Source organism: Kineococcus lubricus, assembly GCF_050871965.1.
GTDB lineage: Bacteria > Actinomycetota > Actinomycetes > Actinomycetales > Kineococcaceae > Kineococcus.
Genome location: NZ_JBJLSK010000010.1, coordinates 1 through 26,684, shown reverse-complemented (window position 1 = coordinate 26,684; position 26,684 = coordinate 1). Strand labels below are relative to the sequence as shown.

Here is a 26,684-nt window from a genome sequence, read left to right as displayed (position 1 = left end):
CAGCCGGTAGCGTCGCGGCGTGCCAGGAACCGCTGCCGCCGTCGGGTCGATGCCCGGCGAGGACCCCCGCGAGGCCGCCCGGACCGTCTTCGGCGAGCTCGGCGACCCCCCGCACGTGCCGCACCTGGCCCAGCTGCCCGCCCGCGGCCCCGGCGCCGACCCGGTGGGCCGCACCGCGGCGCTGCTCGTGGACCTGCCGGTGGACCGGCAGCCCGCCGGCTGGCGGTTCGTCGACGCCCCCGGCCGCGACGCCGCCCGCGCGGGCGCGTTCTGGCGGGCCGACCTCGACGAGCTGGCCGAGGCCGCCGACGGGTGGGCCGGGCCGCTCGCGCTCGCGGTCGTCGGCCCCTGGTCGCTGCTGGCGGCCGTCGAGCTGACCCGCGGGGAGCGGTCCGTCTCCGACCCCGGCGCCCGCCGCGACGTCGTGGCCTCCCTCGCCGAGGGCCTGGCCCGGCACGTCGCGGACGTGCGCCGCCTCGTGCCCGGGGCCCGGCCGGTCGTGCACGTGGAGGAACCCTCGCTCGCCGCGGTCCTGGCCGGGCGGCTGCCGACGCAGTCGGGGTACGGGACGCTGCGGGCCGTGGACCGCGCCGAGGTGCGCGACGGCCTGCGGGACGTGCTGGCCGCGGTCCGGGCCGCCGGGGCCGAACCGGTCGTCCGGCTGCCCGTCGAGGAGGCGCCGTGGGCGCTGGTCCGCGAGGCCGGGGCCGCGGGGGTCGCCGTGGACGTGCGGGCGCTCGGTGCGGCCGGGTGGGAGTCCGTCGCGGCCTGCGTCGAGGAGGGTCTGCGGCTGTGGGCCGGGGTGCTGCCGGTGGACGCGGCCCCGCCGCCGGTGGCCGGGCTCGTCGACGCCGTCCGGGTGCCGTGGCGGCGCGTGGGCCTGCCCGCGACCGGGCTCGCCGACGTCGTCGTGACCCCGGTCGCGGGACTGGCCGGCACCGACCCCGCCGCGGTGCGCGGCCTGCTGACCCGGCTGCGCGAGGCGGCCGCTGCCCTGGAGGAGGCGTCCGGTGACTGACCTGGTGTTCCGCGAGGCGACCGCGGCCGACGTCGCGGCCGTCGTCGCGCTCGTCGAGTCCGCCTACCGCGGGGAGCCCAGCCGCGGCGGCTGGACGACCGAGGCGGACCTGCTGGAGGGGCAGCGCACCGACGCCGCGGGGATCGGCGCGGTCGTCGGCGGCGAGGACTCGGTGCTGCTGCTGGCCCAGCGCGGCGAGGACCTGCTGGGCTGCTGCGAACTGCGCCGCGCGGGGGAGGGCGGGTACTTCGGGACGTTCGCCGTGAGTCCCGCCGCCCAGGGCGGCGGGATCGGCCGCCGGCTCCTCGCGCACGCCGACGCCGAGGCCGTGCGGCGCTGGCGGTCGGCGTTCCTGGAGATGACGGTCATCGCCCAGCGCGGGGACCTCATCGCCTGGTACGAGCGGCTCGGGTTCGCCCGCACCGGGGACCGGAAGCCCTTCCCGTACGGCGACGAGCGGTTCGGGCGCCCGCTGCGCGACGACCTGGAGTTCGTCGTGCTGCGGCGCCCCACCGCCACCCCGGCCCAGGTGCCCTGACCGGGGGTGGCGGCGGTGCGGGTCAGGACAGGTCGGCCTGCACCTCGATGGTGAGGAACTCGTCGTCGTCCGGCGTGCCCTCGGCGCGGCCGGCCGAGAACGGGAAGTTGTTGTCGTTGCCGACGACGATGGTGTGCTCGCCGGTGACGTCGACGCTCTCGATCGTCGTGAACGGGAACGTGAGGAAACCCGACTCCTCGCTGAGCTCGCCCGCCACCCCGTCCGGGTCCGGCACGGCCATGAGGTTCACCAGCTGGGTCTTCAGCGGGTGCCCGGCGGCGTCGGTGACGCTGGTGTCGACGAGGAACACCGCCTTGAACACGGCCGTCGGGCCCTGGCCGTTGTCACGCTCCAGGACGAGGAAACGGTGGTCGTCGACCTGGGTCAGGTCCCCGATCGCGTTGCGCGGCGACTCCATCCGGTAGGTGAACGCCTCGCCGCGGTACCGGTCCTCGACGGTGTCGAACCGGAGCACCCGCAGGTCCTGCGGGTCGTCGCCGGCGACGGGGCCCTCGAGCATCGGGAACAGGTAGCGCCCGTCGGCCGACTGGGCCATGCCCTCGAAACCCTTGCTGGAGGCGAGGTTCGGTTCGGCGGTCCCGAGTTCGGGGTTGTCGGGCGAGGCGACGCCGGGCAGTGGCACCGGTACGTCGATCAGCCGGCCGGCGGCGTCGGTGTGCAGCAGGTACGGGCCGAACTCCTCGCCGAACCAGAACGTCCCGTCGGGGGCCTGGCGGAAGCTCTCGGGGTCGAAGTCGGAACCGGTCAGGCGGCGGTCCTCGCGGGTCAGGTCCCAGGTGACCTTCCGGTACGGGTCGGACAGGGTGAAGCCGCCGGGGGCCACGGCGAGGGTCCCGTCGCCGCTGTCGGTGAGGCGGTGCACGGCGAGCAGGAAGTCGCCGCTGTTGGCCTTCGTGCCGTAGCCGTTGTCCGACAGCACCAGGTAGGAGCCGTCGGGCTGGACGAGGTTGCCGGAGAAGCCCTGGACGGGCTGGGCCTCGAAGGGGACGGGCACCCCGTTGGCGGTCTCGATGCCGGCGCCGCTGGGCACCGGCTCGCCGAAGGTCAGCGCGGGCAGGACCTGCCGGTCGAGGAGCTTCGCGCTCTGCGCGGGCACGGCGAGGGAGGGGGCGTCGTCGCCCGCGGTGGCGGTCAGGGCCGAGCCGGCGACGGCGGCGGTGGCCAGCGCGGCCGAGAGGGCGAGCGTCCTGCAGGTGCGGGGGGTGATCATGGCGGTGACCGTAGGGTCGCTGAGCGTCCCCTGAGCGTCCTGCCGGTGAACGCTCGTGGGCGCGTGTCGGACCCTCGCGGCAGGATGGGACCCGTGAGCGACGACAGTGCCATCCCCAGCTCCCCGCCGGCCCCGGCGCGACACCGCTGGGAGGAGCTCGTGGCGCGGATCGAGGCCGCGCGCTTCGCCTACTACGTGCGCAACTCCTCGCCCCTGAGCGACGGGCAGTACGACGAGCTGGAGCGGGAGCTGCGCGCGCTGGAGGAGGAGCACCCCCAGCTGCGGACCCCCGACTCGCCCACCCAGACCGTCGGCGGCACGTTCTCCACCGAGTTCGCCACCGTCGACCACCCCGAGCGGATGCTCAGCCTGGACAACGCCTTCACCCTCGACGAGCTGTCCGCGTGGGCGGCCCGGGTGGAGAAGGAGGTCGGCGCGGGCGCGCGGTACCTGTGCGAGCCGAAGATCGACGGCCTCGCGATCGACCTCGTCTACGAGCGCGGCCGGCTCGTGCGCGGGGTCACCCGCGGCGACGGCCGCACGGGCGAGGACGTCACGTACAACGTCCGCACCATCGACGACGTCCCGCAGGAACTCACCGGCGACGATGTCCCCGAGTTCCTGGAGGTCCGCGGCGAGGTGTTCTTCCACCTCGACGGTTTCGCGGCGATCAACGCCGGGCTGGTCGAGGCGGGCAGGGCGCCGTTCGCGAACCCCCGCAACGCCGCGGCGGGGTCGTTGCGGCAGAAGGACCCCCGCGTCACCGCGACCCGCCCGCTGCGGATGCTGGTGCACGGCATCGGGTCCCGCCGCGGCATGGAGAACGCGTCCCAGTTCGAGGCGTACGCCAAGCTCGCCGCCTGGGGGCTTCCGACGTCGCCGCGGGTGAAGGTCGTCGACACCCTGCCCGAGGTCGCCGACTACGTCCGGTACTACGGCGAGCACCGGCACGACGTCGAGCACGAGATCGACGGCGTCGTCGTCAAGGTCGACCAGGTCCCGTTGCAGCGCAGGCTGGGGACGACCTCGCGCGCGCCCCGCTGGGCCATCGCGTACAAGTACCCGCCGGAGGAGGTGACCACGGTCCTGCACGACGTCCAGGTCAACGTCGGCCGCACCGGCCGGGTCACCCCGTTCGCCGTCCTCGAACCCGTGCTCGTCGCCGGGTCCACCGTGAAGATGGCGACCCTGCACAACGCCGACGAGGTCAAGCGCAAGGGCGTGCTCATCGGCGACACCGTCGTGGTCCGCAAGGCCGGTGACGTGATCCCCGAGGTGCTCGGGCCCGTCGTGGACTCCCGCACCGGCGACGAGCGCGAGTTCGTCATGCCCACCGAGTGCCCCGAGTGCGGGACGCCCCTGGCCCGGCAGAAGGCCGACGACGTCGACATCCGCTGCCCCAACTCCCGCAGCTGCCCCGCGCAGCTGCGCGAGCGCGTGTTCCACCTCGCCGGGCGCGGGTCCTTCGACGTCGAGGCCCTCGGGTACGAGGCCGCGACCGCCCTCCTGGCCAGCGGGGTCATCGAGGACGAGGGGGACGTGTTCACCCTCACCGAGGAGGACCTGGCCGCCACCCCGCTGTTCACCACCAAGGCCGGGGCGGTCTCGGCCAACGGCCGCAAGCTCCTGAAGAACCTCGACGCGGCGAAGTCCCAGCCGTTGTGGCGGGTCCTGGTCGGGTTGTCGATCCGGCACGTCGGCCCGACCGCGGCCCGGGCGCTGGCCGAGCAGTTCGGGTCGAGGGGGGGGGGGGGGGGCCGCCCCCCCCCCCCCCCCCCCACCCCCCCCCCCCCGCGGCCCCCCCACCCCCCCCCCCCCCCCCCCCCCCCCCCCCCCCCCCCCCCCCCCCCCCCCCCCGGCCACGGCCGGCCCCCCCCCCCCCGCCCCGGGCCAGGCGGCGGGCGGTGGCGCGGCCGATGCCGCGCGGCGATCCGGCTCCGGTCACGACGACGGTCCGCTGGGTCTTCTCGGTCATGCGCTGATCTCCTCGTGGTGCCGGGCCAGTAGGGAACTGATGTGCTCCCCGGCGCGCAGGGCGGCGGCGGGGCGTTCGTCGTCCGTGACGTCGCGGGTCTCGAGCTCGAGGGCGAGGGCGCCGTCGTAGCCGATCCCGGCCAGGGCGGCGACGGCGTCGTCGAAGTCGACCTCGCCGTTGCCGATGCTGTGGTTGATGTACCCCGGCGCCCCGTCCCGCGCGGGTGTGGCGTCGCGCAGGTGGACGTGCTTGGTGCGGTGCCCGAGGCGCCGCAGGAACTCGCGGGGAGTGGAGCCGGAGGCGACGACGTGGCTGACGTCGAGCACGGCGCCGACGGTGGCGGGCAGCAGGTCGTACAGCGCCAGGGACCGTTCGAGGTCGAAGTTCAGGCGGAAGTAGTGGGGGGCTTCGACCCACAGCTGCAGGCCGCGGTCGGCGGCGAGCTCGGCGGTCGTCGACAGCTCCTCGGCGACGAGCTGCTGGTCGGCGGCGAGGTCGCGGACGGGGTCGTGGTCCTGGCGGCCGTTGGGCAGCACGAGGGCCGTGGCGCCGATGCCCTCGCACAGGTCGAGCAGGCGCTCGGTGTGCAGGCGCCGCTGCGCGTACCCGTCGTGGTCGAGCGGGACGTTGAGGTCGCCGACGTCGCCGTTGACCGAGCGGACGGTGACGCCGGAGGCGCGGACGACGTCGGTGACCTCGCGCACGGCCTCGCGGGTGAGGTCGTAGGGGACGTGGTCGCACACGCCGGGCAGGGCGCCGAGGTCGATGCCGCGGAACCCGAGGTCGGTGGTGGTGCGCAGGGCGGCGGCCAGCGGCAGGTGCCGGAAGGTGATCGTCGAGCAGAGCACGCGATCGGCGTCCAGGGGGTGTGTCGTCACAGCGGGTTCCCTCCGCGTCGAGGCAGAGCTCCACGGTAACTGTCGAACTGTTGACAGTCAACGAGCCCCCCTGCGGGTTCCCCCTCCCGCGCGGCCGGGCGGTAGGTTCCGACGCATGGTCTCCAGCGGCGGTCCCCTCAGCTCCCTGGGCGCCGTCGAGCGCACGACGCGCCGCGAGCAGATCCTCGTCAAGCTGCGCGACGCGGTCAGCACCGGGGTGCTCGCCCCCGGCACCCACCTCGCCGAGATCGAGCTCAGCGAGTCCCTCGGGGTGTCCCGCGGCACGCTGCGCGAGGCGCTGCGCCACCTGCAGCAGGAGGGGCTGCTCGTCCCCGACGCCCGCGGCCGGCTCAGCGTGCGCGTCCTGGACGCCCGCGAGGTGCGGGAGGTCTTCGCCGTCCGCGCCGCGCTGGAGGCCCTGGCCTGCGAGGAGCTGTGCCGCCTGGAGGACCGGTCGGCGGTGGTGGCCGAGCTGCGCGCGCGCCTGGACCGCATGGCCGAGCCCGGCCTGCCGCTGGCCGAGCTCGTCACCCGCGACCTGGAGTTCCACGAGGCGCTGTGCCGGGCCTGCGGCAACGAGACGCTGCTGCAGTCCTGGCTGCACGTCAGCGGCCAGGCGCGGGCGGCGATCACCGCCGCCGGGGCCGACATGGCCCTGGACAACATGGCCGTGGACCGGCACGCGCCGCTCGTCGACATCATCGAGCGCGGCGAGGCCGAGGCCGGCCGGGCGTTCCTGCGCACCCACATGGTCCAGGCGGCCGACCACGTCGCCGCGTCGCTGAGCTGATTCCCCCGACCCCCCTCCCGGGGGAGGGGTGCGTCCCGAAGACCCTCGTCGTGTTGCACTGTTGACAGAGTTCGGCAGCATCCACACACTGGGTCCGCCCGGTCCAGAGTGGGACGGACGGGTCCAATCGAAGGAGATGGACGAGTGACTTCACACCCCTCGGCGCCCGCCACCAGCACGCCGGTCCTGGGTACCCCGCACCGCAAGCGGGTGGCGCTCGGGTCGACCGTCGGCACCACCATCGAGAACTACGACTTCATCGGGTACGGCACCGCGGCCGGCCTCTACTTCGGTGACGTGTTCTTCCCCGAGTCCGACCCCACGACGGCCGTGCTGCTGTCCTTCGCCACCCTGGGCGTCGGGTTCGCCGCCCGCCCGCTCGGCGGGATCGTCGGCGGGTACCTCGGGGACAAGATCGGCCGCAAGCCGGTCCTCATCGGCTCGCTCATCGTCATGGGCCTGGCGACGTTCAGCATCGGCCTGCTGCCCACCTACGCCAGCATCGGCGCGACGGCCGGGATCCTGCTCGCGGTCGTCCGGATCATCCAGGGCCTGGCGTTCGGTGCCGAGTGGGGCGGGGCGATCCTCATGACCTACGAGCACGCCCCCTGGCGGCGCAAGGGCCAGTACGGCGCGATCCCGCAGGCCGGTTTCCCCCTCGGGCTGCTGCTCGCCAACCTCGCCTTCTTCGCCAGCGCCGGCCTGCCCGGGGACTGGGTGTGGCGCGTCCCGTTCCTGCTCAGCGGTGTCCTCATCGTCGCCGGGATCTGGATCCGCCTGAGGATCACCGAGTCGCCGGAGTTCGAGACGGCCAAGGAGAGCGGCGAGATCGCGAAGAACCCGCTCGTCGAGGTCATCCGCTCCGACTGGCGGAACCTGCTGCGCGCGTTCGGGATGCGGATCGCCGAGACCGCCGGGTACGCCGTCGCCATCACCTACCTCACGGCGTACGTGAAGCAGCGCGACCTCGCCACCGCCTCCGACACCATCATGGCGCTCGTGATCGCCGCGCTCCTGGGTTTCCCGGCCACCCTGCTGTGGGGCCGCCTCACCGACCGCGTCGGCCGCAAACCCGTCTACCTGTTCGGCACCGCGCTCATGGTCGTCATGGGCATCCCGCTGTTCCTGCTGGCCAACACCGGGAACCTCGTCCTCATCGTCGTCGCCTTCGTCGTGAGCTTCACGATCTGCCAGAACTCCCTGGCCGGGACGCAGTCGAGCTGGTTCCCCGAGCTGTTCGAGACCGGGACCCGCAGCAGCGGCGCCTCGCTGGCCTACCAGCTGTCGGCCGTCGTCTCCGGGTTCACCGCCTTCTGGGCGGTCAGCCTGTACGAGTCGTTCGGCTGGCACGGCCCGGCCGTCCTGTTCAGCGTCTACGGCCTGATCGGCCTCGTCGCCGCCGCCCTCACCCGCGACACGAACCCGCTGTCGCGCCGCCTGTCCGACGCCGCCGCCGAGCGCGCCGCCCGGGAAGGCGCTGCCGCGCAGACCGTCGCGTCCTGAACCCGTCCCGGACGCGGGCCGGGGGGCTGCCGGGGTTCCCGGCCGCCGCCCGGCCCGTCCCGCGGGGACGACTCAGCGGTGCACGGTGGACATGTCCGGGTAGCGGTCCCCGGCCGTCACCCCCACCGGCAGCACCGCGTCGAGACGGGCGAGGTCCTCGCCGGTCAGCTCCACGTCCAGGGCCGACAGGTTCTCCGCGAGGTAGGTGCGGCGCTTGGTGCCGGGGATCGGCACGACGTCCCCGCCCTGCGCGAGCAACCACGCCAGCGCCACCTGCCCCGCGGTGACGCCCCGGTCGGCGGCCAGGGAACGCACCTCGTCCACGAGCTGCAGGTTGCGCTGGAAGTTCTCCCCCTGGAAGCGGGGGTTCGCGCGGCGGAAGTCGTCCGCGGCGAGGTCGTCGACGCTGCGGATCGCCCCCGACAGGAACCCCCGGCCCAGCGGGGAGTACGGCACGAAGCCGATGCCCAGCTCCCGCACCGTCGCCAGGACGCCGTTCTCCTCGACGTCGCGCGTCCAAAGCGACCACTCGGTCTGCACGGCCGTCACCGGGTGGGTGGCGTGCGCGCGGCGGATCGTGTCGGGGGCGGCCTCGCTGATGCCGAGGTGACGGACCTTCCCGGCGGTGACCAGCTCGGCCATCGCGCCCCACGTCTCCTCCACGGGGACGGTGGGGTCGACGCGGTGCTGGTAGTACAGGTCGACGTGGTCGACGCCGAGGCGCCGCAGGCTCGCGTCGCACGCCGCGCGCACGTACCCGGGGGTGCCGTTGACGCGGCGGGTCCCGTCGGGACGGCGCTCGTTCCCGAACTTCGTGGCGAGCACGACCTCGTCGCGGCGGCCGGCGATCGCGCGGCCGACGAGTTCCTCGTTGGTGAAGGGGCCGTACATGTCGGCGGTGTCGAGGAACGTGCCGCCGGCGTCGAGGAAGGCGCCGATCGTGGCGGACGACTCCTGTTCGTCACCGGCGCCGTAGAACTCGCTCATGCCCATGCAGCCGAGGCCGAGGGCGGAGACGGTGAGGGCGGTGCCGTGGTCGGCGCGGCCCAGGACACGGGTCGGCAGTGTTTCGCTCATGTCGCCGAGCCTGCGCCTTCGAGCGCGCTCGAAGTCAAGCGGGGACGGCCCGCGAGCCCTCGTAGAGCGCGATCTTCACCTCGATCGCCGCCAGGTGGGCGGCGACCTCCGCGAGCTGGGCGCGCACCTGGTCGCGGTGGGCGTGCAGCAGCGTCAGGCGCGCCTCCTCGTTCCCCGCCCCGGCCCGGCACAGGTCCGCGTAGGCCCGCACCCCCCGCACCGGCATCCCGGTGGCCCGCAGCCGCTGCACCATCTCGATCCAGCGCAGGTGGTCCTCGGTGTACCAGCGGCGGCCGGCCTCGTCCCGCCCCGGCGGGTCCACCAGCAACCCGGCCGTCTCGTAGTAGCGCAGGGTGTGCGCGCTGATCCCCAGCCGGTCCGCCGCGTCGGCGATGCCGATCCCCGGCGTCCCTCCTGCTCTCGGCTCGTCCACGGCGCCAGTCTGCCCCCGGCAGCGACCGCGGCGCGCACGGGCGTGGGCCCGGAGCCGCGCGGGCCGGCACGCCTGGACGGCGTGAGCGTCCCCGCCGACGTGGCCTTCGACGTCGTCCACGACCACCCGGACCGGCTGCGGTGGGACACGCTGCTGCGCGAGGCGCACACCGTCGGCTGCGCGCCCTGGCCGGGCACCTCCAGGGTTCGGTGGTGCAGCGGGGACCTCCTGGACCCCCGCCGCACGAACTCGGCTCCGGCTCCTCGGGAGGTGCGGACGGCGATCGTGCCGATCTCGGCCGGTTCTGTGGTCTGATGGCGGTATCGGTGATGCCGTGTTCGTGCGACGTCGGTGCTCAGGCAGCACCCACGTCCCACGGCTTCCGGGCACGTCGCGGTGAGAGGTTCGAGCACGGTTCGGCACCACACTCGCGACGAAGGGCCGCACATGTCACCCACACCCACCCTCGAGGACCTCCCGAGCAGGTTCCGCACGACCGGCGTGGTCGCGGTGCCCGGCACGGAGGAGGACCTGCGGCTCGTCGGGGCGGTGGCTGACGTCGGCCGGCGCCCGGTCGGCGACGGGTCCGCGGTGCAGACCGTCCGTGCCCGGCCGCCGGTGCGGGCGGTCCCCGCGAGCCGGGTGACCCGCTCGCGCAGCGTCCGGGACGAGGACGGTGGAGCCGTCGACGGCGGCGGTGCCGGTGAGGAGAGCGGGGAACCGGCGGCGCAGCTCACCACGGCCGGCGCCACGGGGGACCCGGTCAAGGACTACCTGCGGTTGATCGGCCGGGTGCCCCTGCTGACCGCCGCTTCGGAGGTCGAACTCGCCCAGCGCATCGAAGTCGGTCTGTACGCCGAGGAGAAGCTGCACTCCGGCGGCGACGTCGACCCGGTCCTCAGGCGCGAGCTGTGGTGGATCGTGCAGGACGGCCGGACGGCCGGCGCCCACCTGATCGAGGCGAACCTGCGTCTGGTCGTCTCGCTCGCCAAGCGCTACACCGGCCGCGGGATGCTGTTCCTGGACCTGATCCAGGAGGGCAACCTCGGTCTGATCCGCGCGGTCGAGAAGTTCGACTACACCAGGGGTTTCAAGTTCTCGACGTACGCGACGTGGTGGATCCGCCAGGCCATCACCCGCGCGATGGCCGACCAGGCCCGCACCATCCGCATCCCGGTGCACGTGGTCGAGGTCATCAACAGGCTCGCCCGCGTCCAGCGGCAGATGCTGCAGGACCTGGGCCGCGAGCCCACTCCGGAGGAGCTCGCCGTGGAGCTCGACACGACCCCGGAGAAGATCGCCGAGGTGCGCAGGCACAGCCGCGAGCCCATCTCGCTGCAGGCCCCGCTGGGCGAGGACGGCGCCTCCGAGTTCGGTGACCTCATCGAGGACGCGCGAGCGGTCGACGCCCTGGACGCGGTCACCTCCACCCTGCTGCGCGAGCAGCTGCACTCGGTCCTGGGCACCCTGTCCGAGCGCGAGGCCGGCGTGGTCTCGATGCGTTTCGGCCTGGCCGACGGCCGGCCCAGGACGCTCGACGAGATCGGCAGGGTCTACGGCGTGACCCGCGAGCGGATCCGCCAGATCGAGTCCAAGACGATGTCGAAGCTGCGTCACCCCTCGCGCTCGAGCATCCTGCGCGACTACCTCGACTGACCGGAGCTGAGATGGGCCTGCTCTGCGCCGAGCACCTCCTGGGGGAGGGCTCGGAGATCGAGGCGGTGACGGTCTGGAACGGGCGGGCGGTGTGCCGGGAGTGCCTCACCGCTCTCAGCGACCGCTCGACGACCGACGCGTGGGACGTCGAGGAGACCCGGCAGGACGACGAGCGGCGCACGGTGGACGACCTGCGCCGCTCCCCCCGGCGAGGTCCCCGGTCGTGATCCGGTGACGTCCACGACTGCGCCCGCCCCGCCGGGTCGCGGGAACGGGCGAGGCGTCCCATGCTGGGACGGTGCGCCGGAGCGCACGGCATCGAGAACTGCACCTCCCGGTGATCTCGGCCACGATCCAGGAGTCCGCCGATGGGCCAGCAGACGACCTTCACCATCACCCGCGTCTTCCACGGCGGGGCCGGGGGCGTGACGAACCTGGACACCGCCGCGGCGCTGGAGGTCGACCTGAGGGCCCGGGCGGACCAGCGGGGCATGGTCGTCGACAGCGTCAGCGACGCGCTCGTGCAGCCCGGCCCGGGGGGAGGCTGGTCCCTGATGAGCCGCACCGCGGTCGCGCACCTGCGGAGTTCCTGAGACCGGCACCGCACGATCCCGTCCCCGGGGTCACCCCGGCGCGGGGCCGTGTCGGGGAGGTCCGGTGCGGAACCGTCCAGGACCGCTCACCGGGTCCTCCCCGGCGAGGTGCGGTTCGACGCTGGAGCTGGGTCGCACGACGAGTTCCCCGGTGAACACCCGGGTCCGGCCGGGCTCGTCCGCACCGGCGATCCTGTCGCCGAGCAGCAGGACGGCGGTACCGGCCATCTCGCGGACGGGGAACAGGACCGAGGTCAGGGCGGGTGAACCGTCGCAGGCCAGGTCGTCGTCGACGCCGGTGACGGCGACGTCGTCCGGAACCCGTCGTCCGAGGGTGCGCAGGGCGTGCAGCACCCCCACGGCGGCCTGGTCGTCGACGGCGACGATGCCGTCGAGCGCCGGGTCCGCGCGCACCAGCGCCGTCGTGGCCTCGACCCCGTGCCGGGTCGTCCACCGGGGCAGGGGACGTGCCCGCGCGGCGGGGACGGTGACGCCGAAGCGGCGGGTGGCTCGACGGAAACCCTGCTCGCGCAGGCCACCGCCGGCCCGGCCCGCGCCGCCGACGGAACCGACGAGCGCGAGGCGACGTCGGCCTCGCTGCAGCAGGTGGGTGGTGCACAGGTCCGCCGCACCCGCGGAGTCCACCGCGACGCGGTCCGGGTGGGCGCCGCGGGGCCCGTCGGCCGGCCGGCCGACGGGCAGGTCGGTGAGCAGGACGGCGGGGACCGCCCCGCAGGAGGGATCGTCGCGCGGGTGGGGCGAGGCCAGCAGCAGCGGTGCGCGCCGGTGAGCGGCCGCCGCCAGGAGGTCGGCCTCGACGTCGGCCGCCCCGCTCGTCTCGACGACCACGCTCCGCAGTCCCGCCGATCGGGCGGCGCGGATCAGTTCCCCGGCGAGTCGGCGGTGGTAGGCGCTCACGAGGGTGGGGACCGCCACGGTCACCGGCTGGTGGTTCGCCCCGGTGCTCAGGGACCGGCCCGCGAGGTGGGGGCGGTAGTCCAGTTCCGCCACTGCCCGGTCCACCCGCTCGTGCACTCCCGCCGAGACGCCGGGAACCCCGCGCACCACCTTCGACACCGTGCTGGGCGAAACCCCCGCCGCCCCGGCCACGTCGGCGAGGGTGCAGGGGTGCGCCCGTCCCCGCCCCGTCCGCGTCACCGCGGGCCCGGGCCGGCGAAGAACTCCTCCAGGACGCGGTCGTCCTCGTACCCCAGGTCCAGGGACCTGATCCGCTGGATCGCGTGGAAGCGCACGGCTCGTCCCTCGGTGAGCGGCACCCGTCGCGCGTCCAGGTCCAGGGGCGTCCAGAAGGTGTGCTCGACCCCGTAGTGGCGTCGGGCGGTGACCACGTGGTGCAGGCAGGAGGGCGGCAGGTCCAGCGACATCTCCTCCCGCAGTTCGCGCACCGCCGCGGCCGCGGGTTCCTCGCCGTCCTCGAGGTGGCCGCCGGGCAGGCACCAGCGGCCCGGGTAGGGGATGCCCGGGACGTCGTCGCGCAACTGCAGCAGGACCTCTCCCCGGGGGTTGAGGACGATGACCTGCACCCCTTCGGGATCCCCGTGCGACTCGATCACCGCAGCGCCCCCGAGGATCGGGTGGAGGCGGCGAGGGCGGTGGTGCCCGCCGCGAGGGCGGCCAGGACCCACGGGATCGCCGCGGCGCCGTGAGCCTCGATCACCGCGCCGGTGAGCGGTGCGGTGACCACGGGCCCGGCCAGGGCCGCGGCGAACAGCGCGACCACTCCGCGCCCGTCGGGGCGGCGCGCGGTGTGCCAGGCGACGACCGCGGGGAAGACGGGGGCGAGCAGGAGACCCGTGGCGGCGTAGGCCGGGACCGCGGCGCCGGGGACCGCCGCCACCAGGAGGCCGAGGGTGGACGCACCCAGGGCCAGCAGGAGCAGGCGGCGCGGGTGCAGGCGCGCGACCAGGGGCGCGGCCAGCAGGCGACCGAGGGTCAGCCCGCCCCAGAACAGCGCCACCGCGGTGGCCGCCTGAGCGGGTGAGGCGTCGGTGGTGGCGCGCAGGTGGGTGGTCTCCCAGCCGGCCACCCCGCCCTCGAGGGTGACGTAGCCGAGCAGCACGGCTCCCAGCAGGACGGCCGGGGCCGTGCCCCGGCTCCCGCCGCGCGTCCGGGCGGCGCCGGGGCGGGACCGGGCGACGGCCGGCAGCCGCAGGCGGGAGGTGAGCGCCAGCAGCAGCAGGGCGCCGCCAGCGCACACCCAGAACGGCAGGGCCAGCCGTCCCGGCTGCCACCCGATGAGCAGCGGCACGCCCACCGCGCCGACGCCGAAGGCGGCGCTGACCGCCATCAGGAGCGAACCGCCGCCGTCTCCGGAGGCGGCCAGGACCAGGTTGAGCAGCAGGTCCACGGCGCCGAAGCCGACGCCGACGAGCACGAGGCACCCGATCGCGCCGGCGACGCCGGTGGTCAGCGGCAGCACCGCGCTGCCCAGGGCCACGACCGTCGCCCCCACCGTCAGCGACGTCCGGTCCGGCACGCGGCCCCGCACGGACCCGGCCAGGCCCGCGCCGAGGGTCGCGCCCGCCGAGAACGCCGCCAGCAGGAGGGCCGCGCCGGAGGCGTCGAGGCCGTGGCGCGAGCTCAGGACCGGCAGGGCGGGGCCCAGCGCGCTGCTGAGGGCGCCGAGCACGAGGAAGCCGACCACCCCCGCCACCGCGAGCCCGGCCACCGGGCCGGCGCCGTCCCGGGCGGTCGGGGCGTCCGCTGTGGCGCCGGGTGGTCGTGGGGAGGTCGCGTGGTCGGGCACCCGAGGAGTAGATCGTGCACACTTCGGCACAGTCAAGGCCATTTCGGCATGCGTGAGAGGATCCAGGCATGTTCACGAGGGAACGTCGGCAGGAGGTGCTGCTGAGGCTGCAGCGGGACGGCCGCGTCGAGGTCGCCGCGCTGGCGCAGGAACTGGGCGTCTCCGAGGACACCGTCCGCCGGGACCTGCGCGCCCTGGCCGGCGCCGGGCACCTGCAGAAGACCCACGGCGGGGCCATCGCCCTCGACCCCGCCCGCATGTCCTGGGGCGCGCGCGAGCACCTGGCCGCCGGGGCGAAGCAGGCCATCGGTGTCGCTGCGGCGCAACTGGTCCGCCCGGGCCAGACGATCGTGCTCGACACCGGTTCCACGGTCCTCGGCCTGGCGCACGCCCTCGTGGCCGCACGCCAGGTCCGCCCGCTGACCGTGGTGACCAACTCCGTGGACGTGACGTCGGTCCTCGACGCGGACCCGGCCATCACCGTCCACGTCACCGGTGGGCAGTGGGACGGCCGCTCCCGCTTCCTCACCGGACCCGGCGCCGTCGCCGGGGTGCAGCGGTACCGGGCCGACTGGGCGTTCCTCGGCACCTGCGCCCTGGACCCCGAAGCCGGGGCCACCTCCGTCGACGCCGGCGACGCCGCCGTGAAGGTGGCGATGGCGAACAGCGCCACCCGGGTCGCGGTGCTCGCGGACCGGACCAAGCTGAACACCACCGCCCCCCACCTGGTGCTGACGCCCGGAGCCGTCGACGTCCTGGTCACCGACGTCGACGACGCCGCGCAGCAGTGGCGCTCGCACACCGGCACCGCCGTCGTCGTCGTCGATCCCGCCGCGGGTCCGGGCGCGGGGACCACCGCGCCGACGAGCCGGGACACCGGGACGCGCTGACCCCGGCAGCCGGTACCGCCCCCGGCCCCCGGCGCCTCGTCGGGCAGCACCGCGCCGGACGCCCCACCATCGACCTGTGCGGACCGCAGAACGTCCTGGAGGCCGAGGGCCTGACGACCGACCGGCCGGCGGGGGGCGGGTGAACGCGCTCTTCGACGTCACCGGCCGGGTCGCGCTGGTCACCGGCTCCACCCGCGGCATCGGCCGGTCCCTGGCCGAGGGGCTGGTGCGGGCCGGGGCGACCGTCGTCGTCAACGGCCGTGACCAGGCCGTCGCCGAGGACGTCGCGCAGAAGCTCACCGCCCTGGACGGCGCCACCGGCCGGGCCGTCGCCTGCGCCTTCGACGTCACCGACCCCGCCGCCGTGGAGGCCGCGGTCGCGGGACTGGAGGACGCGGGCACCGCGATCGGCGTCCTCGTCAACAACACCGGCGTGCAGCAGCGCGCCCCGTTCACCGAGTTCTCCGACGCCGACTGGCAGCGGATGCTCGACGTCAACCTGTCCAGCGCCTTCTACGTCGCGCGGTCGGTGGCCCGGCGCATGCGGGCCCGCGGCCGAGGGAAGATCATCAACATCCTCTCCGTGCAGAGCGAGGTCGTCCGCCCCGGAATCGCCCCCTACTCGGCGACCAAGGGCGGGCTGAAGATGCTCACCAAGGGCATGTGCGCCGACCTCGCCGGTTCCGGCATCCAGGTCAACGCCATCGGCCCGGGCTACTTCGCCACCGAGCTCACCGCGGCCCTCGTCGCCGACGAGCAGTTCAGCCGGTGGGTGGAGGGGCGGACCCCCGCCGGGCGGTGGGGCCAGACCGAGGACCTCGTCGGCGCGCTGCTGTTCTTCGCCTCCGACGCCTCGAACTTCGTCAACGGGCAGACGCTGCACGTCGACGGCGGCATGCTGGCGGTCCTGTGAACCCCTCCGTCGTCGTGCACGGCGTGGGCGACCTGCGCGTCGAGGACCGTCCGGTGCGCGAACCCGCCGACCACGAGGCGCTCGTCGCCATCACCCACGGCGGCGTGTGCGGCAGCGACCTGCACTACGTGTCCCACGGCCGGGCGGGGGAGTCGGTCCTGCGCGCGCCCCTGGTCCTGGGGCACGAGGTCGTGGGCGTCGTCGAGCGCGCCGCCGCCGACGGGTCGGGCCCGGCCGCCGGGACGCGCGTCGCCGTCCACCCCGCGGGAACCCTCGACCCCCACGCCCCGCACCCGCTCGGGCGCCCGAACCTCTCCCCGGCCGGGACCTACCTGGGCAGCGCCGCGCACGTCCCGCACACCGACGGCGCCTTCACCGCCCGCTTCACCGTGGCCGCCGGCGCGCTGCGCGTGGTCCCCGACGGGCTGCCGCTGCGCACCGCCGCCCTCGCCGAACCCGCCTCGGTGGCCTGGCACGCCGTCGCCCGCGCCGGTGACGTCACCGGCCGCAAGGTGCTGGTCATCGGCTGCGGGCCGATCGGGCTGCTGATCGTCGCGGTGCTGCGCCGCGCCGGGGCCGGGGAGGTCGTCGTCACCGACCTGCACGCCTCCGCGATCGAGCGGGCGCTCGCCCTGGGCGCGGACCGCGGGATCGTCGCGACCGACGCCGGGGCGATCGCCGCGGTCGGGGCCGACGTCGGTTTCGAGTCCTCCGGTTCCCCCCGGGGTTTCGTCTCCGCCGTCGCCGGGGTGGGTCCGGCGGCCACCCTCGTCCTGGTCGGCCTGCTGCCGCCGGGGGAGGTGCCGGTGCCGATGGCGCGGGCCATCACCGCGGAACTGCGGATCCTGGGCAGTTTCCGGTTCGTCGACGAGATGGGCGACGTGCTGGACGCCCTGGCCGACGGGTCGCTGCGCGTCGACGGGGTCGTCACCCACGAGTTCGGCGTGGCCGACGCGGTGGAGGCGTTCGCGGTGGCCGCCGACCCCACCGCCTCCGGCAAGGTGCTGCTGCGCTGGTGACCCCGGCGATCAAGGAAACCCGAACGGCGATCAAGGAAACTCCGGCGGCGATCAAGGACGCCGCTGCGGGGGTGTCGCTCAGCTGTCCTTGATCGCGGGGTGGGTTTCCTTGATCGTCGTGGGGGTTGCCGGGGCCTGGGTCTGGTCGTCGGGGACCCGGATCCCATCGGGGCGTCCGGCGTGGCGCCGGGTGTTCCAGGCGTGCACCAGCAGCCAGCTCCCGGCGGACACCGCGCCCAGGACCGCGACGTGCAGGACCACCCCGTCCAGCACCGGGAACGCGCTTCTCAGCGGTGCCCGGCCGACGGCCAGAGCCACGACGGCGGCCAGCAGCAGCACGGTTCCTCCGGTCGCCGCGACGACGCCGCGCAGGGTGGGCACGAGGATCCTCCAGGGGTTCGGGGAGTTCTGCGGACGGGTTTCAGCGGGTGGCGGCGCGGGCGATGGCCTGGGCGTGCCAGCGCAACTGGCTCGCCGCCAGTCGCGCGATGAGCGGCCGCAGCACCCGGCGCAGCAGGGTTGGCCGTCCGGGTGACACCTCCAGGTGCAGCCGGCAGCCGACGCCCACCGGTTCGACCCGGACCCGGGACGTCGACCCGCTCTCGCGGCCCCCGACGCGGAAGCTCCGCCAGGCGATCTCGCGGCCGGGGACGAGGTGGGTGACGACCCGTTCCACGACCACCTCGCGGCGCCGCCCGCGGTAGGTGAGCCGTTCCACCCCGTCGGGTCCGGTGCCGGCCTCGACGCACGCGTCGTCCCACTCCGACCGGCGGCGCACGTCGGAGACGAGGTCCCACACGCGGGCGGCGTCGACCGGGACGTCCTGGACGTGGACGAAACCCGCCCCGTCCGATTCTCCCGCGGTGATCCCGGGGGCGGCCGCGTCCGGCGCGCTCGCCGCGCGCAGCGCGTCCACGTCGGCGCCGAGGTGGGCCAGGACGCGTTCGACGCGGCGGCCCTCGTCGTCCAGCAGCGCGAGCAGCAGTTCGCGGTCGTCGCCGTCGTAGGGGATCCGCTTCATGACCGCCATCGCGCGGTCGTTGAACGGGATCGCCTGCGCTGCGCGGAACGAGGGTTCCGGTCCGTCGGGGGAGGCGGGGGCGGGGACCTGGACGCCGAGGTGGGCCAGGTCGTGCTGCTGCACTTCGGCCACGGCGCGGCGCAGCGCGGGCAGGTCGATCCCGGCGGTGGTGAGCAGGGCGGCGCTGGGGCCACCGGTGACCAGCAACCCCAGCAGCAGGTGTTCCAGGTCGAGTTCGGGGTGGCCCAGGCGTGCGGCCTCCTCCAGCGCTGCGGAGGTGACGTAGCGGGACTGGCGCAGCATCGAACGCCCCTGCCCGCGGTTCCTGCCCCGTCGGAACACCGTCACGACCGTTCCCCCCGTTCGTCGGCGGCGACGTCGCGCAGTCGCCGGGCGTACTTCTTGTGGACGGCCTGGCGGGTCACGCCGAGGTCGGCGGCGATCTCCGACCACGACGTCCCCTGCCGCAGGGCCTGCTCGACCTGGCGCAGTTCCAGGGTTTCCAGCAGCAGCCGCAGCGCCGCCACGGCCCGCAGGCCGCGCGAGGTGTCGCTGGTGTCGGCGGCGGCGCCGGCCAACCGGGTGGCGTCCACGTCGTCAACTTAGGTTGCGCACGGGGTCGTGTCAACCCAGGTTGCGATCAGCCCTCCGTGATCAAGGAAACCCGCGCGGCGATCAAGGACACCCGGCAGGGTGCGGCCCCGGCTGTCCTTGATCGCCGTGCGGGTTTCCTTGATCACGGGGAGAGGTGCGGGCCGGGGTGCCTCAGTTCCTGGTGGCCGGGCGCCCCGCGTGCGCGTCCAGCCAGCCGACCACCTGGCGGGTGACCTCGTCGCGGTTGGTCTCGTTGAACACCTCGTGCCGCGCCCCGGGGTACACCTCCACCTCGACGTCGCGGACCCCCGCCTCCCGGTAGCGCCGGCCGAGCAGGTGCGGGAGTTCGCCCCCGCCGGCGAGCGGGTCGTCGCCGCCGCTGACGACGAGCAGCGCCAGGTCCGGTTCGATGCCGGCCAGTTCCGCGGGGTCGGCGACCCGGGGGGAGGAGAACAACGCCGGCATCACCTCCGGCGCGCTGTCCTGCCCGCACAGCGGGTCGGCGACGTAGGCGTCCACCTCCGCCTCGTCGCGGCTGAGCCACTCGTACCCCGTGCGGTGCTCGAAGGCGGCGTTGAACGCCGACAGGTCCCCGCTGCGGCCCTCCTGCGGGGCCGGCAGGCCCGCGGCGAACACGTCGATCGCGGTGGACCCGCTGAGCACGACGCCGTCGTAGCGCGCGGAGTGGTCCAGCAGGACGCTCTGCAGCGCGAAGGAACCCATCGAGTGCGCGATCACGAAGTGCGGCAGGCCGGGGTGCTGCGCCTCGACGTGCCCGGAGAACCGCACGACGTCGGACAGCAGGCCCGCCCAGCCGCCGGCGCCGAAACTCCCCAGCGGTGTCCGGGCGTCGACCGAGGCCCCGTGGCCGCGGTGGTCGTGGGCCCAGACGTCGTACCCGGCGGCCACGAGTTCCCGGGCCAGCCGGTCGTAGCGCGGAGCGTGCTCGCTGAGGCCGTGCACGACCTGCACGGTGGCCCGGGGCGAGGGGGCGGGCCAGTGGTAGGCGTGGACCTCCAGGCCGTCGGCGTCGGAGGGGAACGTCAGGCTGTCCATGGTCACGTCCTCGTCGTCGGGGGTGGGGCGCCAGCCTAGGGCGGTCCCCCGCCGCGGCCGGGGGACGGCCGGGCCGCCCCGGACGTGCTCCACCGGGCGACGCGGGCGGGGTACCCGGACGCGGGGGACGTCGTCACCGGGGGCGGTCACCGGTCGCTCACCGCGAAGGCCGCGGGGACGCGGCGACCGGCCCAGCGGCTCACCGGCGCCGCGGCGAGGGTGAACAGCACCGCGAGCGCCGCCACCCCCAGCACCGCGGTGCGCAGGCCCCCGGCCCCGGCGAGGAACCCCACGTAGGCGGGCCCGAGCAGGAAACCGAGGTAGGCGGTGGCGGCGACGGCGGAGGTCGCGCGGCCGTGCTGCTCGGGCGGGACGGCGCGCAGGCCGCGGCTGAGCAGGGTCGGGAACAGGGGGGCGGTGCCGAGGGCGGCGACCACGAGACCGGCCAGGGCGATCGGCACGGTGGGGGCCAGGGCGAGGGTGACGCTGCCCGCGACGGCGGTGACGCCGCCGCCCAGCAGCAGCGCGGTGGGGTGGCTGCGGGACAGCGGGGCCAGCGTCAGCCGCGCCAGCGCCGCACCGGCCGCGAACGTCGCGGGTGCGGTCGCGGCCAGTTCCGGCGCCGCCGCGAACCGGTCGGTGACCAGGACGGCGCCCCAGCTCTGGTGGCCGTTCTCGGTGGCGAAGGCGAGGGCGCCGACGACCCCGAGCGCCACCAGGGGCGGCAGCGGCCCGCGGCGCGCGGCCGGGCCGGTGGGGGAGGGCGCGGGTCGGGGTCCGGCGCCGCACCAGGCGACGGCGGCCAGGGCGGTCACGACGGCGGCGCTCGCGGCGAAGGCGCCGGTGAGCCCGGCGCCGGTGCCGAGCAGCGCGCCGGCGCCCAGGCTGGAGGCGACGACGGCGAGGGAGAACACGCCGTGGGCGCGGGTGAGCACGGGGCGGCCGGTGCGGTGCTCGACCTGGCCGGCGAGGCTGTTGGCGGCGACGTCGGCGGCGCCGGAGCAGGCGCCGACCAGCAGGGTCGTGAGGATCGCGGTGGCCGGTCCGCGGGCGCCGGCGGCGACGAGCAGCCCGGCCAGGCCGAGGGCGAGCAGGAGCGCGGCGGCGGTGCGCGGCCCGGCGCGGTCGACGAGCCGGCCGGTGAGCGCCATGGCGGGGGCGGCGCCGGCGCCGACGAAGACGAGGGTGGTGCCGAGCTGGGCGGCGCTCAGGCCGGCCTGGTCGCGGACGGCGGGCAGGGCGGCGCCCCAGGTCCCCCAGAAGACGCCGAAGGCGGCGAAGGCGGAGTGGGCGGCGGTGGTGGTGGACGTTCTCGACGTCATTTGCGTAACGTTACACACATAGGCTGCGGTCGTGCCAGGACGAGTGACCGTGAAGGACGTGGCCGCGCAGGCGGGCGTCAGCGCCATGACGGTCTCCTACGCGTTCAACCGCCCCGGCCGGGTCGCCGAGGACACCCGCCGGCGGGTCCTGGAGGTCGCCGACCGGCTCGGGTACCGGCCCGACCGCACCGCCCGCGCCCTGCGCTCGGGCCGCTCCGGGCAGCTCGGCGTCGTCCTGGGCGAGCACCTGTCCTACGCGTTCGACGACCCGCAGGCGGCGCAGTTCCTCGCCGGCGTCGCCGACGTCTGCGTCGAGGACGACCTCGGGATGGTGCTCATCCCCACCGGGGGGGACAGCGGTGACGTCGACCGCGTCCGGGACGCCGCCGTCGACGCCTACGTCCTGTGGACCACCACGGAGGACGACCCCGTGCTCGCGGCCGTCAGCGCCGGCGGCCGCCCCGCCGCCGTCCAGGGCGGCCCCGCCCGCCCGGGCATCGTCCGCGTCGGGCCCGACGACCGGGCCGCGGCGGCGGCGGTGGCGACGGCCGCGCTCGCCGACGGCGGCACCCCGGTCGTCGTGAGCTTCCCGCTGGACCGTTCCCGCGAGGCCCGGGTGGGCCCGGCGGCCGGGCTGCCCGGGCACGTCCCGTTCCCGGTGACCCGGGAACGGCTGGCCGGGTACCGCGACGCGGTCACCGCCGCGGGCCGGGACTGGGCGACCGTCCCGGTCGCCGTCGTGGAGCGCAACGAGCGTGCGCAGGGGGCGTGGGCCGCCCGCGCGCTGGGCCTGGGCGCGGGGGCCGTCGTCCTGGCGATGAGCGACGAACTGGCCCTCGGCGTCCACGCCGAACTGGGTGGGCGCGCGGCCCGGATCGCCGGGTGGGACGCCTCGGCGGCGGCGCTGGCCGCGGGCGTCGTCTCGGTCACCAACCCGCTGCGGGAGCAGGGGCGGGCGTGCGCGCGGGCCGCCCTGGACCCGTCGGCGCCGGTGCCCGAGGTCGCCTGGGAGGTCGTCGGCTGACGCGACCGTCAGCGCGACGCGGCGGGCGGGCCGCTGCCCGGACCCGCCGCGGACCGCGGGCGAGGCCCTCAGGCGGTGAGGGTGGTGGTGTCGATGACGAAGCGGTAGCGCACGTCGGAGGCCAGGACCCGCTCGTACGCCTCGTTGATCCTCGCGGCGGGGACGACCTCGACGTCGGCGCCGATGCCGTGCTCGGCGCAGAAGTCCAGCACCTCCTGGGTGACGGGGATCCCGCCGATCATCGAACCGGTCAGCGACTTGTGCCCGTTCAGCAGCCCGCCGGGCACGCTCATCGGGCTCGGGGCGACCCCGACGTTGCTCATGGCCCCGTGCAGGTTCAGCAGACCGAGGTAGGCGGCGACGTCGAGGTCCGCGCTGACGGTGTTGACGATGATGTCGAAGGTGCCGGCGAGGGTTTCGAACGTGGCCGGGTCGCTGGTGGCGTAGTAGTGGTCCGCGCCCAGGCGCAGGGCGTCCTCCTGCTTCTTCAGCGACTGCGACAGCACGGTGACCTCAGCGCCCATGGCGTGGGCGATCTTGACAGCCAGGTGCCCCAGTCCGCCGAGGCCGACGACGGCGACCTTCTCGCCCGGGCCGGCGCCCCAGTGCTTCAGCGGGTTGTAGGTGGTGACTCCCGCGCACAGCAGCGGGGCGACCTGCTCGTCCTCGATGCCCTCGGGCACCGACAGGACGAACCCGGCGTCGACGACGACCTGGGTGGAGTACCCGCCCTGGGTGGTGGTGCCGTCGCGGTCGGGGGAACCGTAGGTGAAGACCGTTCCGTCGAGGCAGAACTGCTGCTCCCCGCGGACGCAGTTGGCGCACTCGCCGCAGGAGTTCACCATGCAGCCGACGCCGACGCGGTCGCCGACCCGGCGGGTGGTGACGTCGGGTCCGACGGCGGCGACGTGGCCGAAGATCTCGTGGCCGGGCGTCAGGGGGTAGTCCTGCGGACCCCACTCACCGCGGACGGTGTGGATGTCGGAGTGGCAGATGCCGGCGTACCGGACGTCGATGAGGACGTCGTTCGGGCCCACGTCGCGGCGTTCGACGGTGGTGGGAACCAGCGGTTCCCCGGCGGCGGGGGCGGCGTATGCGGGGACGGTGGTGCTCACGGTGTGCTCGTTCCTGTCGGTGGTCGATCGGTGGGGGTGGTGGTGCGGTGCAGCGTCACCGGGGGTTTCACGGCGCGGGCGGCGCGCTGTACTCCTCGTCGGTGACCGGGGTCGACCAGTGCACGACGGCGTTCTCGTCGTCGCCCTCGTTGATGGCCAGGTGGACCATGAACCGGCCCGGCGCGGCGCCGTGCCAGTGCTCCTCGTCGGCCTCGAACAGGACCCGGTCCCCGGGGCGGATGACCTCCACCGGTCCGCCACGGCGCTGGCACAGCCCGACGCCCTCGGTGACGAAGACGGTCTGGCTCAACGGGTGGCGGTGCCAGTGGGTGCGGGCCCCGGGCGCGAAGCGCACGAGGTTCGCGCTGACCCGGGAGGGGGCCGGTGCTGCGGCGACGGCGTCGATGTGGACGTCGCCGGTGAACCAGGCGGGCGGGCCCTTGACGGTCTGGATCGAGTTCCGCGTGATCTGCACGGTCGTGTCCTTCCTCTGGTCAGTTCTCGGGTGGGCCGGGGGCGGGGCCGGTGGTCCGCCGCGGGCGGGCCACGGCCAGGCCGACCACGGACAGGGTGGTGCAGGCGATCACCAGCACCGCCATCGGCACGGCGCTGCGCTCGCCGCCGAGGCCGGCCAGGGGGGCGGTGAGACCGGCGAACGACCACTGCACGAAACCCAGGACGGCGGAGCCGGTGCCGGGGTGCTCGGGCACCTCGGCGGAGGCCAGGGCTCCGCCGTTGGGGCCGATGAGTCCCGCGGTGGTCATCAGCACGAAGAAGACGACGATCACCAGCAGCAGGGGTGTCTGGAACCACAGCGCCCCGATGAGCATCGCGATCCCCGCGGCCAGGGCCGGGACCTGCCCGAAGACGATGATCCTGCGGGTGGGGACCCGTCCCGCCAGGCGGGCCGCGACGAGTGCCGCGATCGTCATCCCGACGGCGTTGGCGGCGAAGTCGAGGGAGTAGACGATCGGGGAGAGTCCGTTCACGGACTGCAGCACGAACGCCGAGGTGGAGACGTAGGCGAAGATCGCGCCCATCGAGGACCCGGCGACCAGGACGTACCCGACGTAGCGGCGGTTGCGCAGCACCTGGCGCCCGGAGGTGACGACGGCGCGCAGGCCCCCGCCGTGCCGCGCGGCCGGCGGCAGCGTCTCGGGCACCACCAGGAGGACGGCGACCGTCATGGCCACCCCGAGCACGGCGAGGGCCCAGAAGGAGGCTCGCCAGCCCGACAGGTGCAGGATCACCGCCCCCAGCAGCGGACCGGCGACGGGGGCGATGCCGCCGACGGCGGCGATGACGTTGAGGACGCGGACCAGCTGGGCGCCGGAGGCCAGGTCGACGATGACGGCGCGGCCGATGACCATGGCCCAGCCGCCGGCGAAACCCTGCACGGCGCGGGCGACCATCATCACCGCGATGCCCGGGGCCAGCGCGCAGGCGACGGAGGCGAGCGTCATGACGACCACCGCGGCGATCAGCGGCCGCTTGCGGCCGCGCTGGTCCGAGACCGGCCCGCCGATCAGCTGCCCCAGGGCCATCCCGACGAAGAAGGTGGTCAGCGTCAGCTGCACCTGCGTCGCGGCGGCGGCCAGGTCGTCGGCCACGGCCGGGAAGGCCGGGACGTAGGTGTCGGTGGCCAGCGGGGCGATGGCGGTCAGGAAGACCACCGTGGCCACCAGGGCCGCGGCGACCTCGGCCTGAGCGGGTCCGCGCTGCCCGACGGGTGCGTCCGGCGGACCGTCGCCGCGGTGGGTCCGGGGAACGTCCCCCCGCACCGGTACCTCTGCTCCACGCACGCGGACGATCTCCTCACTCGGCTGCGGACTGACCGCTCCGGGGGCCGGAGCGGCGTTGCCTCCAGGCAACACCTCGCGACGAGGTCGCGGGAGTCCCTGCTGGAGCACGTACTGACAGGGCACCCCTCAGCGCGTGGGACCGGGCCGGCGAGGGGTGCCCTGACAGGGCACCCCCACCGGCGACCCGCTCACCTAGCGTGGAACCCGTGGACAACCGGTCTGAGGTGCGCGACTTCCTGATGTCGCGGCGCGCGAAGGTCACCCCCGCGGCCGCAGGGCTGCCCGCGGGGGTGAACCGGCGCGTGGCCGGGCTGCGACGGGCCGAGGTCGCGATCCTGGCCGGGGTCAGCGTCGAGTACTACTCGCGCATCGAGCGCGGCGACATCGCCGGTGCCTCCGCTTCGGTCCTCGACGCCATCGGCACGGCGCTGAAGCTGGACGAGACCGAGCAGGCGCACCTGCTCGACCTCGCCCGGGCCGCGGACGGTGTCCCGGTCTCCCGCCGCGCCCGTCGCCGCACGGACAAGGCCGCCACGCCGAGCCCCTCCCTGCGGTGGACGCTGGAGTCGATCACCGGTGGTCCTGCCTTCGTGCGCAACGCCCGTCAGGACCTCGTCGCGCTGAACGCCCTGGGGCGCGCGTTCTACGCCCCCGCCATCGGGGACGGCGACGGCGTCGCGGGGGGTGCCGGTGCCCGGCCGGTGAACCTGGCCCGCTTCCAGTTCCTCGATCCCGCCTCGCGCGACTTCTACCCCGACTGGGAGGTGTTCGCGCAGATGTGCGTGGCGGTGATGCGCGCCGACGCCGGCCGTGACCCGCACGACCGGGCCATGCAGGACCTGGTGGGGGAGCTGTCGACGCGCAGCGAGGTGTTCCGCCGCCTGTGGGGGTCGCACGACGTCCGCACCCACGGGACCGGCACCAAGCGGTTCCACCACCCCGTCGTCGGGGAGGTGACCCTGGCGTACCAGGAGCTGGCGCTGACCGACGAGCCCGGTCTGACGATGCTGATCTACACGGCCGAGCCCGGTTCGTCCTCCGCCGAGCGACTCGGCCTGCTCGCCTCCTGGGCCGGGACCAGCACCCCCGGCGTGCAGAGCGGTTCCGGCCGCGCGCACTCCTGACCCACCGCGCGACGAGGGGCCGGGACGAACTCGTCCCGGCCCCTCGTCGCATCGACCCGGCTCAGCGCTCGATCTTCTCCAGCTTCAGCATCTTGGTGATGACGCGGTCGAGTTCGTCGTCGCGGAAGATCTTCTTCCAGTCGTCCTTGACGATGGATTCGCGGCCGTAGTCCATGGCGATGAGGCAGGCGTCGGAGAACGGGTTGGACCCGCGCAGCGTGTTGGTCAGCGCGATCTGCACGTGCCCGAACAGCATCGCCTTGGCCGCTTCCTCGGGGACCCCGGCGGTGTGGACGGTCTCGTGCAGGGCGTCCTTGAGCAGTTGCCCGATCATGCAGGCGACGG

Annotated in this window: 30 protein-coding genes; 14 read left to right on the top strand and 16 right to left on the bottom strand. The window is 75.0% G+C overall.

Annotated elements, in window-relative coordinates:
* Window positions 1-19 precede the first annotated feature (19 nt).
* Window positions 20-1,018 (top strand): uroporphyrinogen decarboxylase/cobalamine-independent methonine synthase family protein, encoded by a 999-nt coding sequence (locus tag ACRYRX_RS09270; protein WP_432511569.1) that lies wholly within the window; start codon window positions 20-22, stop codon window positions 1,016-1,018.
* Complete coding sequence (locus tag ACRYRX_RS09265; protein ID WP_432511568.1) at window positions 1,011-1,556, top strand: GNAT family N-acetyltransferase; 546 nt, start codon at window positions 1,011-1,013, stop codon at window positions 1,554-1,556. The genes ACRYRX_RS09270 and ACRYRX_RS09265 overlap by 8 nt, the downstream gene beginning before the upstream one ends.
* 22 nt (window positions 1,557-1,578) lie before the next feature.
* Here ACRYRX_RS09265 and ACRYRX_RS09260 read toward each other — a convergent pair whose 3' ends face one another.
* A complete protein-coding gene (locus tag ACRYRX_RS09260) occupies window positions 1,579-2,787 on the bottom strand; it encodes an esterase-like activity of phytase family protein (protein WP_432511567.1) in 1,209 nt (402 codons plus the stop codon).
* Between the two features lie 84 nt (window positions 2,788-2,871).
* Here ACRYRX_RS09260 and ligA point away from each other — a divergent pair, with 84 nt between their 5' ends.
* Complete coding sequence (gene ligA / locus ACRYRX_RS09255; RefSeq protein WP_432511566.1) at window positions 2,872-4,794, top strand: NAD-dependent DNA ligase LigA; 1,923 nt, start codon at window positions 2,872-2,874, stop codon at window positions 4,792-4,794.
* Here the strand turns inward: ligA and ACRYRX_RS09250 are convergent.
* Window positions 4,759-5,640, bottom strand: a complete 882-nt coding sequence (locus ACRYRX_RS09250) for a sugar phosphate isomerase/epimerase family protein (RefSeq protein ID WP_432511565.1) — start codon at window positions 5,638-5,640, stop codon at window positions 4,759-4,761. The genes ligA and ACRYRX_RS09250 overlap by 36 nt on opposite strands.
* Before the next feature lie 115 nt (window positions 5,641-5,755).
* Here ACRYRX_RS09250 and ACRYRX_RS09245 point away from each other — a divergent pair, with 115 nt between their 5' ends.
* Window positions 5,756-6,430 (top strand): GntR family transcriptional regulator, encoded by a 675-nt coding sequence (locus ACRYRX_RS09245; RefSeq protein ID WP_432511564.1) that lies wholly within the window; start codon window positions 5,756-5,758, stop codon window positions 6,428-6,430.
* 144 nt (window positions 6,431-6,574) lie between these two features.
* Window positions 6,575-7,933 carry an MFS transporter gene (locus ACRYRX_RS09240; RefSeq protein WP_432511563.1) on the top strand — a complete coding sequence of 453 codons (1,359 nt, stop codon included), beginning with the start codon at window positions 6,575-6,577 and terminating at the stop codon, window positions 7,931-7,933.
* Window positions 7,934-8,005: 72 nt separating this feature from the next.
* Here the strand turns inward: ACRYRX_RS09240 and ACRYRX_RS09235 are convergent, their stop codons facing one another.
* Entirely contained in the window at window positions 8,006-9,010 is a 1,005-nt protein-coding gene (locus tag ACRYRX_RS09235) for an aldo/keto reductase (RefSeq protein ID WP_432511562.1), read from the bottom strand.
* Window positions 9,011-9,044: 34 nt separating this feature from the next.
* A complete protein-coding gene (locus ACRYRX_RS09230; RefSeq protein WP_432511561.1) occupies window positions 9,045-9,443 on the bottom strand; it encodes a MerR family transcriptional regulator in 399 nt (132 codons plus the stop codon).
* A gap of 81 nt (window positions 9,444-9,524) precedes the next feature.
* Between ACRYRX_RS09230 and ACRYRX_RS09225 the strand changes: the two genes are divergently transcribed.
* From ACRYRX_RS09225 to ACRYRX_RS09210, 4 genes are all read left to right on the top strand, one after another.
* Complete coding sequence (locus ACRYRX_RS09225) at window positions 9,525-9,758, top strand: hypothetical protein (RefSeq protein WP_432511560.1); 234 nt, start codon at window positions 9,525-9,527, stop codon at window positions 9,756-9,758.
* Window positions 9,759-9,890: 132 nt separating this feature from the next.
* Window positions 9,891-11,099: an RNA polymerase sigma factor gene (locus ACRYRX_RS09220; protein ID WP_432511559.1), complete on the top strand. Its 1,209-nt coding sequence runs from the start codon at window positions 9,891-9,893 to the stop codon at window positions 11,097-11,099.
* An 11-nt stretch (window positions 11,100-11,110) separates the two neighbouring features.
* Entirely contained in the window at window positions 11,111-11,326 is a 216-nt protein-coding gene (locus tag ACRYRX_RS09215; protein ID WP_432511558.1) for a hypothetical protein, read from the top strand.
* Window positions 11,327-11,467: 141 nt separating this feature from the next.
* Entirely contained in the window at window positions 11,468-11,692 is a 225-nt protein-coding gene (locus ACRYRX_RS09210) for a hypothetical protein (RefSeq protein ID WP_432511557.1), read from the top strand.
* Window positions 11,693-11,722: 30 nt separating this feature from the next.
* Here the strand turns inward: ACRYRX_RS09210 and ACRYRX_RS09205 are convergent, their stop codons facing one another.
* From ACRYRX_RS09205 to ACRYRX_RS09195, 3 genes are read right to left on the bottom strand one after another with little or no spacing between them, the layout of a single operon-like run.
* Window positions 11,723-12,802 carry a LacI family DNA-binding transcriptional regulator gene (locus tag ACRYRX_RS09205; RefSeq protein ID WP_432511556.1) on the bottom strand — a complete coding sequence of 360 codons (1,080 nt, stop codon included), beginning with the start codon at window positions 12,800-12,802 and terminating at the stop codon, window positions 11,723-11,725.
* A 44-nt stretch (window positions 12,803-12,846) separates the two neighbouring features.
* Complete coding sequence (locus tag ACRYRX_RS09200; protein ID WP_432511555.1) at window positions 12,847-13,236, bottom strand: NUDIX hydrolase; 390 nt, start codon at window positions 13,234-13,236, stop codon at window positions 12,847-12,849.
* 26 nt (window positions 13,237-13,262) lie between these two features.
* Complete coding sequence (locus ACRYRX_RS09195; protein WP_432511554.1) at window positions 13,263-14,459, bottom strand: MFS transporter; 1,197 nt, start codon at window positions 14,457-14,459, stop codon at window positions 13,263-13,265.
* Window positions 14,460-14,527: 68 nt separating this feature from the next.
* Between ACRYRX_RS09195 and ACRYRX_RS09190 the strand changes: the two genes are divergently transcribed.
* From ACRYRX_RS09190 to ACRYRX_RS09180, 3 genes are all read left to right on the top strand, one after another.
* The gene (locus tag ACRYRX_RS09190; RefSeq protein ID WP_432511553.1) at window positions 14,528-15,349 is read left to right on the top strand and encodes a DeoR/GlpR family DNA-binding transcription regulator; all 822 of its coding nucleotides are present in this window, start codon (window positions 14,528-14,530) and stop codon (window positions 15,347-15,349) included.
* Window positions 15,350-15,488: 139 nt separating this feature from the next.
* Window positions 15,489-16,262 (top strand): SDR family oxidoreductase, encoded by a 774-nt coding sequence (locus ACRYRX_RS09185; RefSeq protein WP_432511552.1) that lies wholly within the window; start codon window positions 15,489-15,491, stop codon window positions 16,260-16,262.
* Window positions 16,259-17,281 (top strand): zinc-binding dehydrogenase, encoded by a 1,023-nt coding sequence (locus tag ACRYRX_RS09180; protein WP_432511551.1) that lies wholly within the window; start codon window positions 16,259-16,261, stop codon window positions 17,279-17,281. Before ACRYRX_RS09185 ends, ACRYRX_RS09180 begins: the two co-directional genes overlap by 4 nt.
* Before the next feature lie 78 nt (window positions 17,282-17,359).
* Here the strand turns inward: ACRYRX_RS09180 and ACRYRX_RS09175 are convergent, their stop codons facing one another.
* The 5 genes from ACRYRX_RS09175 to ACRYRX_RS09155 all read right to left on the bottom strand — a co-directional run bounded on the left by ACRYRX_RS09175 (window position 17,360) and on the right by ACRYRX_RS09155 (window position 21,274).
* On the bottom strand, window positions 17,360-17,662 hold the full coding sequence (locus ACRYRX_RS09175) for a hypothetical protein (protein WP_432511550.1): 303 nt from the start codon (window positions 17,660-17,662) through the stop codon (window positions 17,360-17,362).
* Between the two features lie 40 nt (window positions 17,663-17,702).
* Window positions 17,703-18,605: an SRPBCC family protein gene (locus ACRYRX_RS09170; RefSeq protein ID WP_432511549.1), complete on the bottom strand. Its 903-nt coding sequence runs from the start codon at window positions 18,603-18,605 to the stop codon at window positions 17,703-17,705.
* Between the two features lie 41 nt (window positions 18,606-18,646).
* Window positions 18,647-18,895: a hypothetical protein gene (locus tag ACRYRX_RS09165; RefSeq protein ID WP_432511548.1), complete on the bottom strand. Its 249-nt coding sequence runs from the start codon at window positions 18,893-18,895 to the stop codon at window positions 18,647-18,649.
* A 172-nt stretch (window positions 18,896-19,067) separates the two neighbouring features.
* On the bottom strand, window positions 19,068-19,952 hold the full coding sequence (locus tag ACRYRX_RS09160; RefSeq protein WP_432511547.1) for an alpha/beta fold hydrolase: 885 nt from the start codon (window positions 19,950-19,952) through the stop codon (window positions 19,068-19,070).
* Between the two features lie 146 nt (window positions 19,953-20,098).
* Entirely contained in the window at window positions 20,099-21,274 is a 1,176-nt protein-coding gene (locus ACRYRX_RS09155) for an MFS transporter (RefSeq protein WP_432511546.1), read from the bottom strand.
* Window positions 21,275-21,305: 31 nt separating this feature from the next.
* On the opposite strand from ACRYRX_RS09155, the gene ACRYRX_RS09150 reads away from it, so the two are divergent.
* The gene (locus ACRYRX_RS09150) at window positions 21,306-22,298 is read left to right on the top strand and encodes a LacI family DNA-binding transcriptional regulator (protein WP_432511545.1); all 993 of its coding nucleotides are present in this window, start codon (window positions 21,306-21,308) and stop codon (window positions 22,296-22,298) included.
* Window positions 22,299-22,366: 68 nt separating this feature from the next.
* On the opposite strand, the gene ACRYRX_RS09145 is transcribed toward ACRYRX_RS09150, so the two are convergent.
* From ACRYRX_RS09145 to ACRYRX_RS09135, 3 genes are all read right to left on the bottom strand, one after another.
* The gene (locus ACRYRX_RS09145) at window positions 22,367-23,413 is read right to left on the bottom strand and encodes an NAD(P)-dependent alcohol dehydrogenase (protein ID WP_432511544.1); all 1,047 of its coding nucleotides are present in this window, start codon (window positions 23,411-23,413) and stop codon (window positions 22,367-22,369) included.
* Between the two features lie 67 nt (window positions 23,414-23,480).
* Window positions 23,481-23,888 (bottom strand): (R)-mandelonitrile lyase, encoded by a 408-nt coding sequence (locus ACRYRX_RS09140; protein WP_432511543.1) that lies wholly within the window; start codon window positions 23,886-23,888, stop codon window positions 23,481-23,483.
* Between the two features lie 19 nt (window positions 23,889-23,907).
* Window positions 23,908-25,215, bottom strand: a complete 1,308-nt coding sequence (locus ACRYRX_RS09135) for a multidrug effflux MFS transporter (protein WP_432511542.1) — start codon at window positions 25,213-25,215, stop codon at window positions 23,908-23,910.
* A 206-nt stretch (window positions 25,216-25,421) separates the two neighbouring features.
* Here ACRYRX_RS09135 and ACRYRX_RS09130 point away from each other — a divergent pair, with 206 nt between their 5' ends.
* Window positions 25,422-26,339: a helix-turn-helix domain-containing protein gene (locus ACRYRX_RS09130; RefSeq protein WP_432511541.1), complete on the top strand. Its 918-nt coding sequence runs from the start codon at window positions 25,422-25,424 to the stop codon at window positions 26,337-26,339.
* A gap of 61 nt (window positions 26,340-26,400) precedes the next feature.
* On the opposite strand, the gene ACRYRX_RS09125 is transcribed toward ACRYRX_RS09130, so the two are convergent.
* Window positions 26,401-26,684, bottom strand: a 284-nt coding sequence (locus ACRYRX_RS09125; protein ID WP_432511540.1) for a phosphogluconate dehydrogenase C-terminal domain-containing protein, incomplete at its 5' end; no start/stop codon positions are given.

Coding starts and splice junctions, on each gene's coding strand:
- ACRYRX_RS09260 (WP_432511567.1), bottom strand. CDS start 2,787: ATGATCACCCCCCGCACCTGCAGGACGCTCGCCCTCTCGGCCGCGCTG.
- ligA (WP_432511566.1), top strand. CDS start 2,872: ATGGGACCCGTGAGCGACGACAGTGCCATCCCCAGCTCCCCGCCGGCC.
- ACRYRX_RS09245 (WP_432511564.1), top strand. CDS start 5,756: ATGGTCTCCAGCGGCGGTCCCCTCAGCTCCCTGGGCGCCGTCGAGCGC.
- ACRYRX_RS09235 (WP_432511562.1), bottom strand. CDS start 9,010: ATGAGCGAAACACTGCCGACCCGTGTCCTGGGCCGCGCCGACCACGGC.
- ACRYRX_RS09220 (WP_432511559.1), top strand. CDS start 9,891: ATGTCACCCACACCCACCCTCGAGGACCTCCCGAGCAGGTTCCGCACG.
- ACRYRX_RS09215 (WP_432511558.1), top strand. CDS start 11,111: ATGGGCCTGCTCTGCGCCGAGCACCTCCTGGGGGAGGGCTCGGAGATC.
- ACRYRX_RS09210 (WP_432511557.1), top strand. CDS start 11,468: ATGGGCCAGCAGACGACCTTCACCATCACCCGCGTCTTCCACGGCGGG.
- ACRYRX_RS09190 (WP_432511553.1), top strand. CDS start 14,528: ATGTTCACGAGGGAACGTCGGCAGGAGGTGCTGCTGAGGCTGCAGCGG.
- ACRYRX_RS09170 (WP_432511549.1), bottom strand. CDS start 18,605: ATGCTGCGCCAGTCCCGCTACGTCACCTCCGCAGCGCTGGAGGAGGCC.
- ACRYRX_RS09160 (WP_432511547.1), bottom strand. CDS start 19,952: ATGGACAGCCTGACGTTCCCCTCCGACGCCGACGGCCTGGAGGTCCAC.
- ACRYRX_RS09155 (WP_432511546.1), bottom strand. CDS start 21,274: ATGACGTCGAGAACGTCCACCACCACCGCCGCCCACTCCGCCTTCGCC.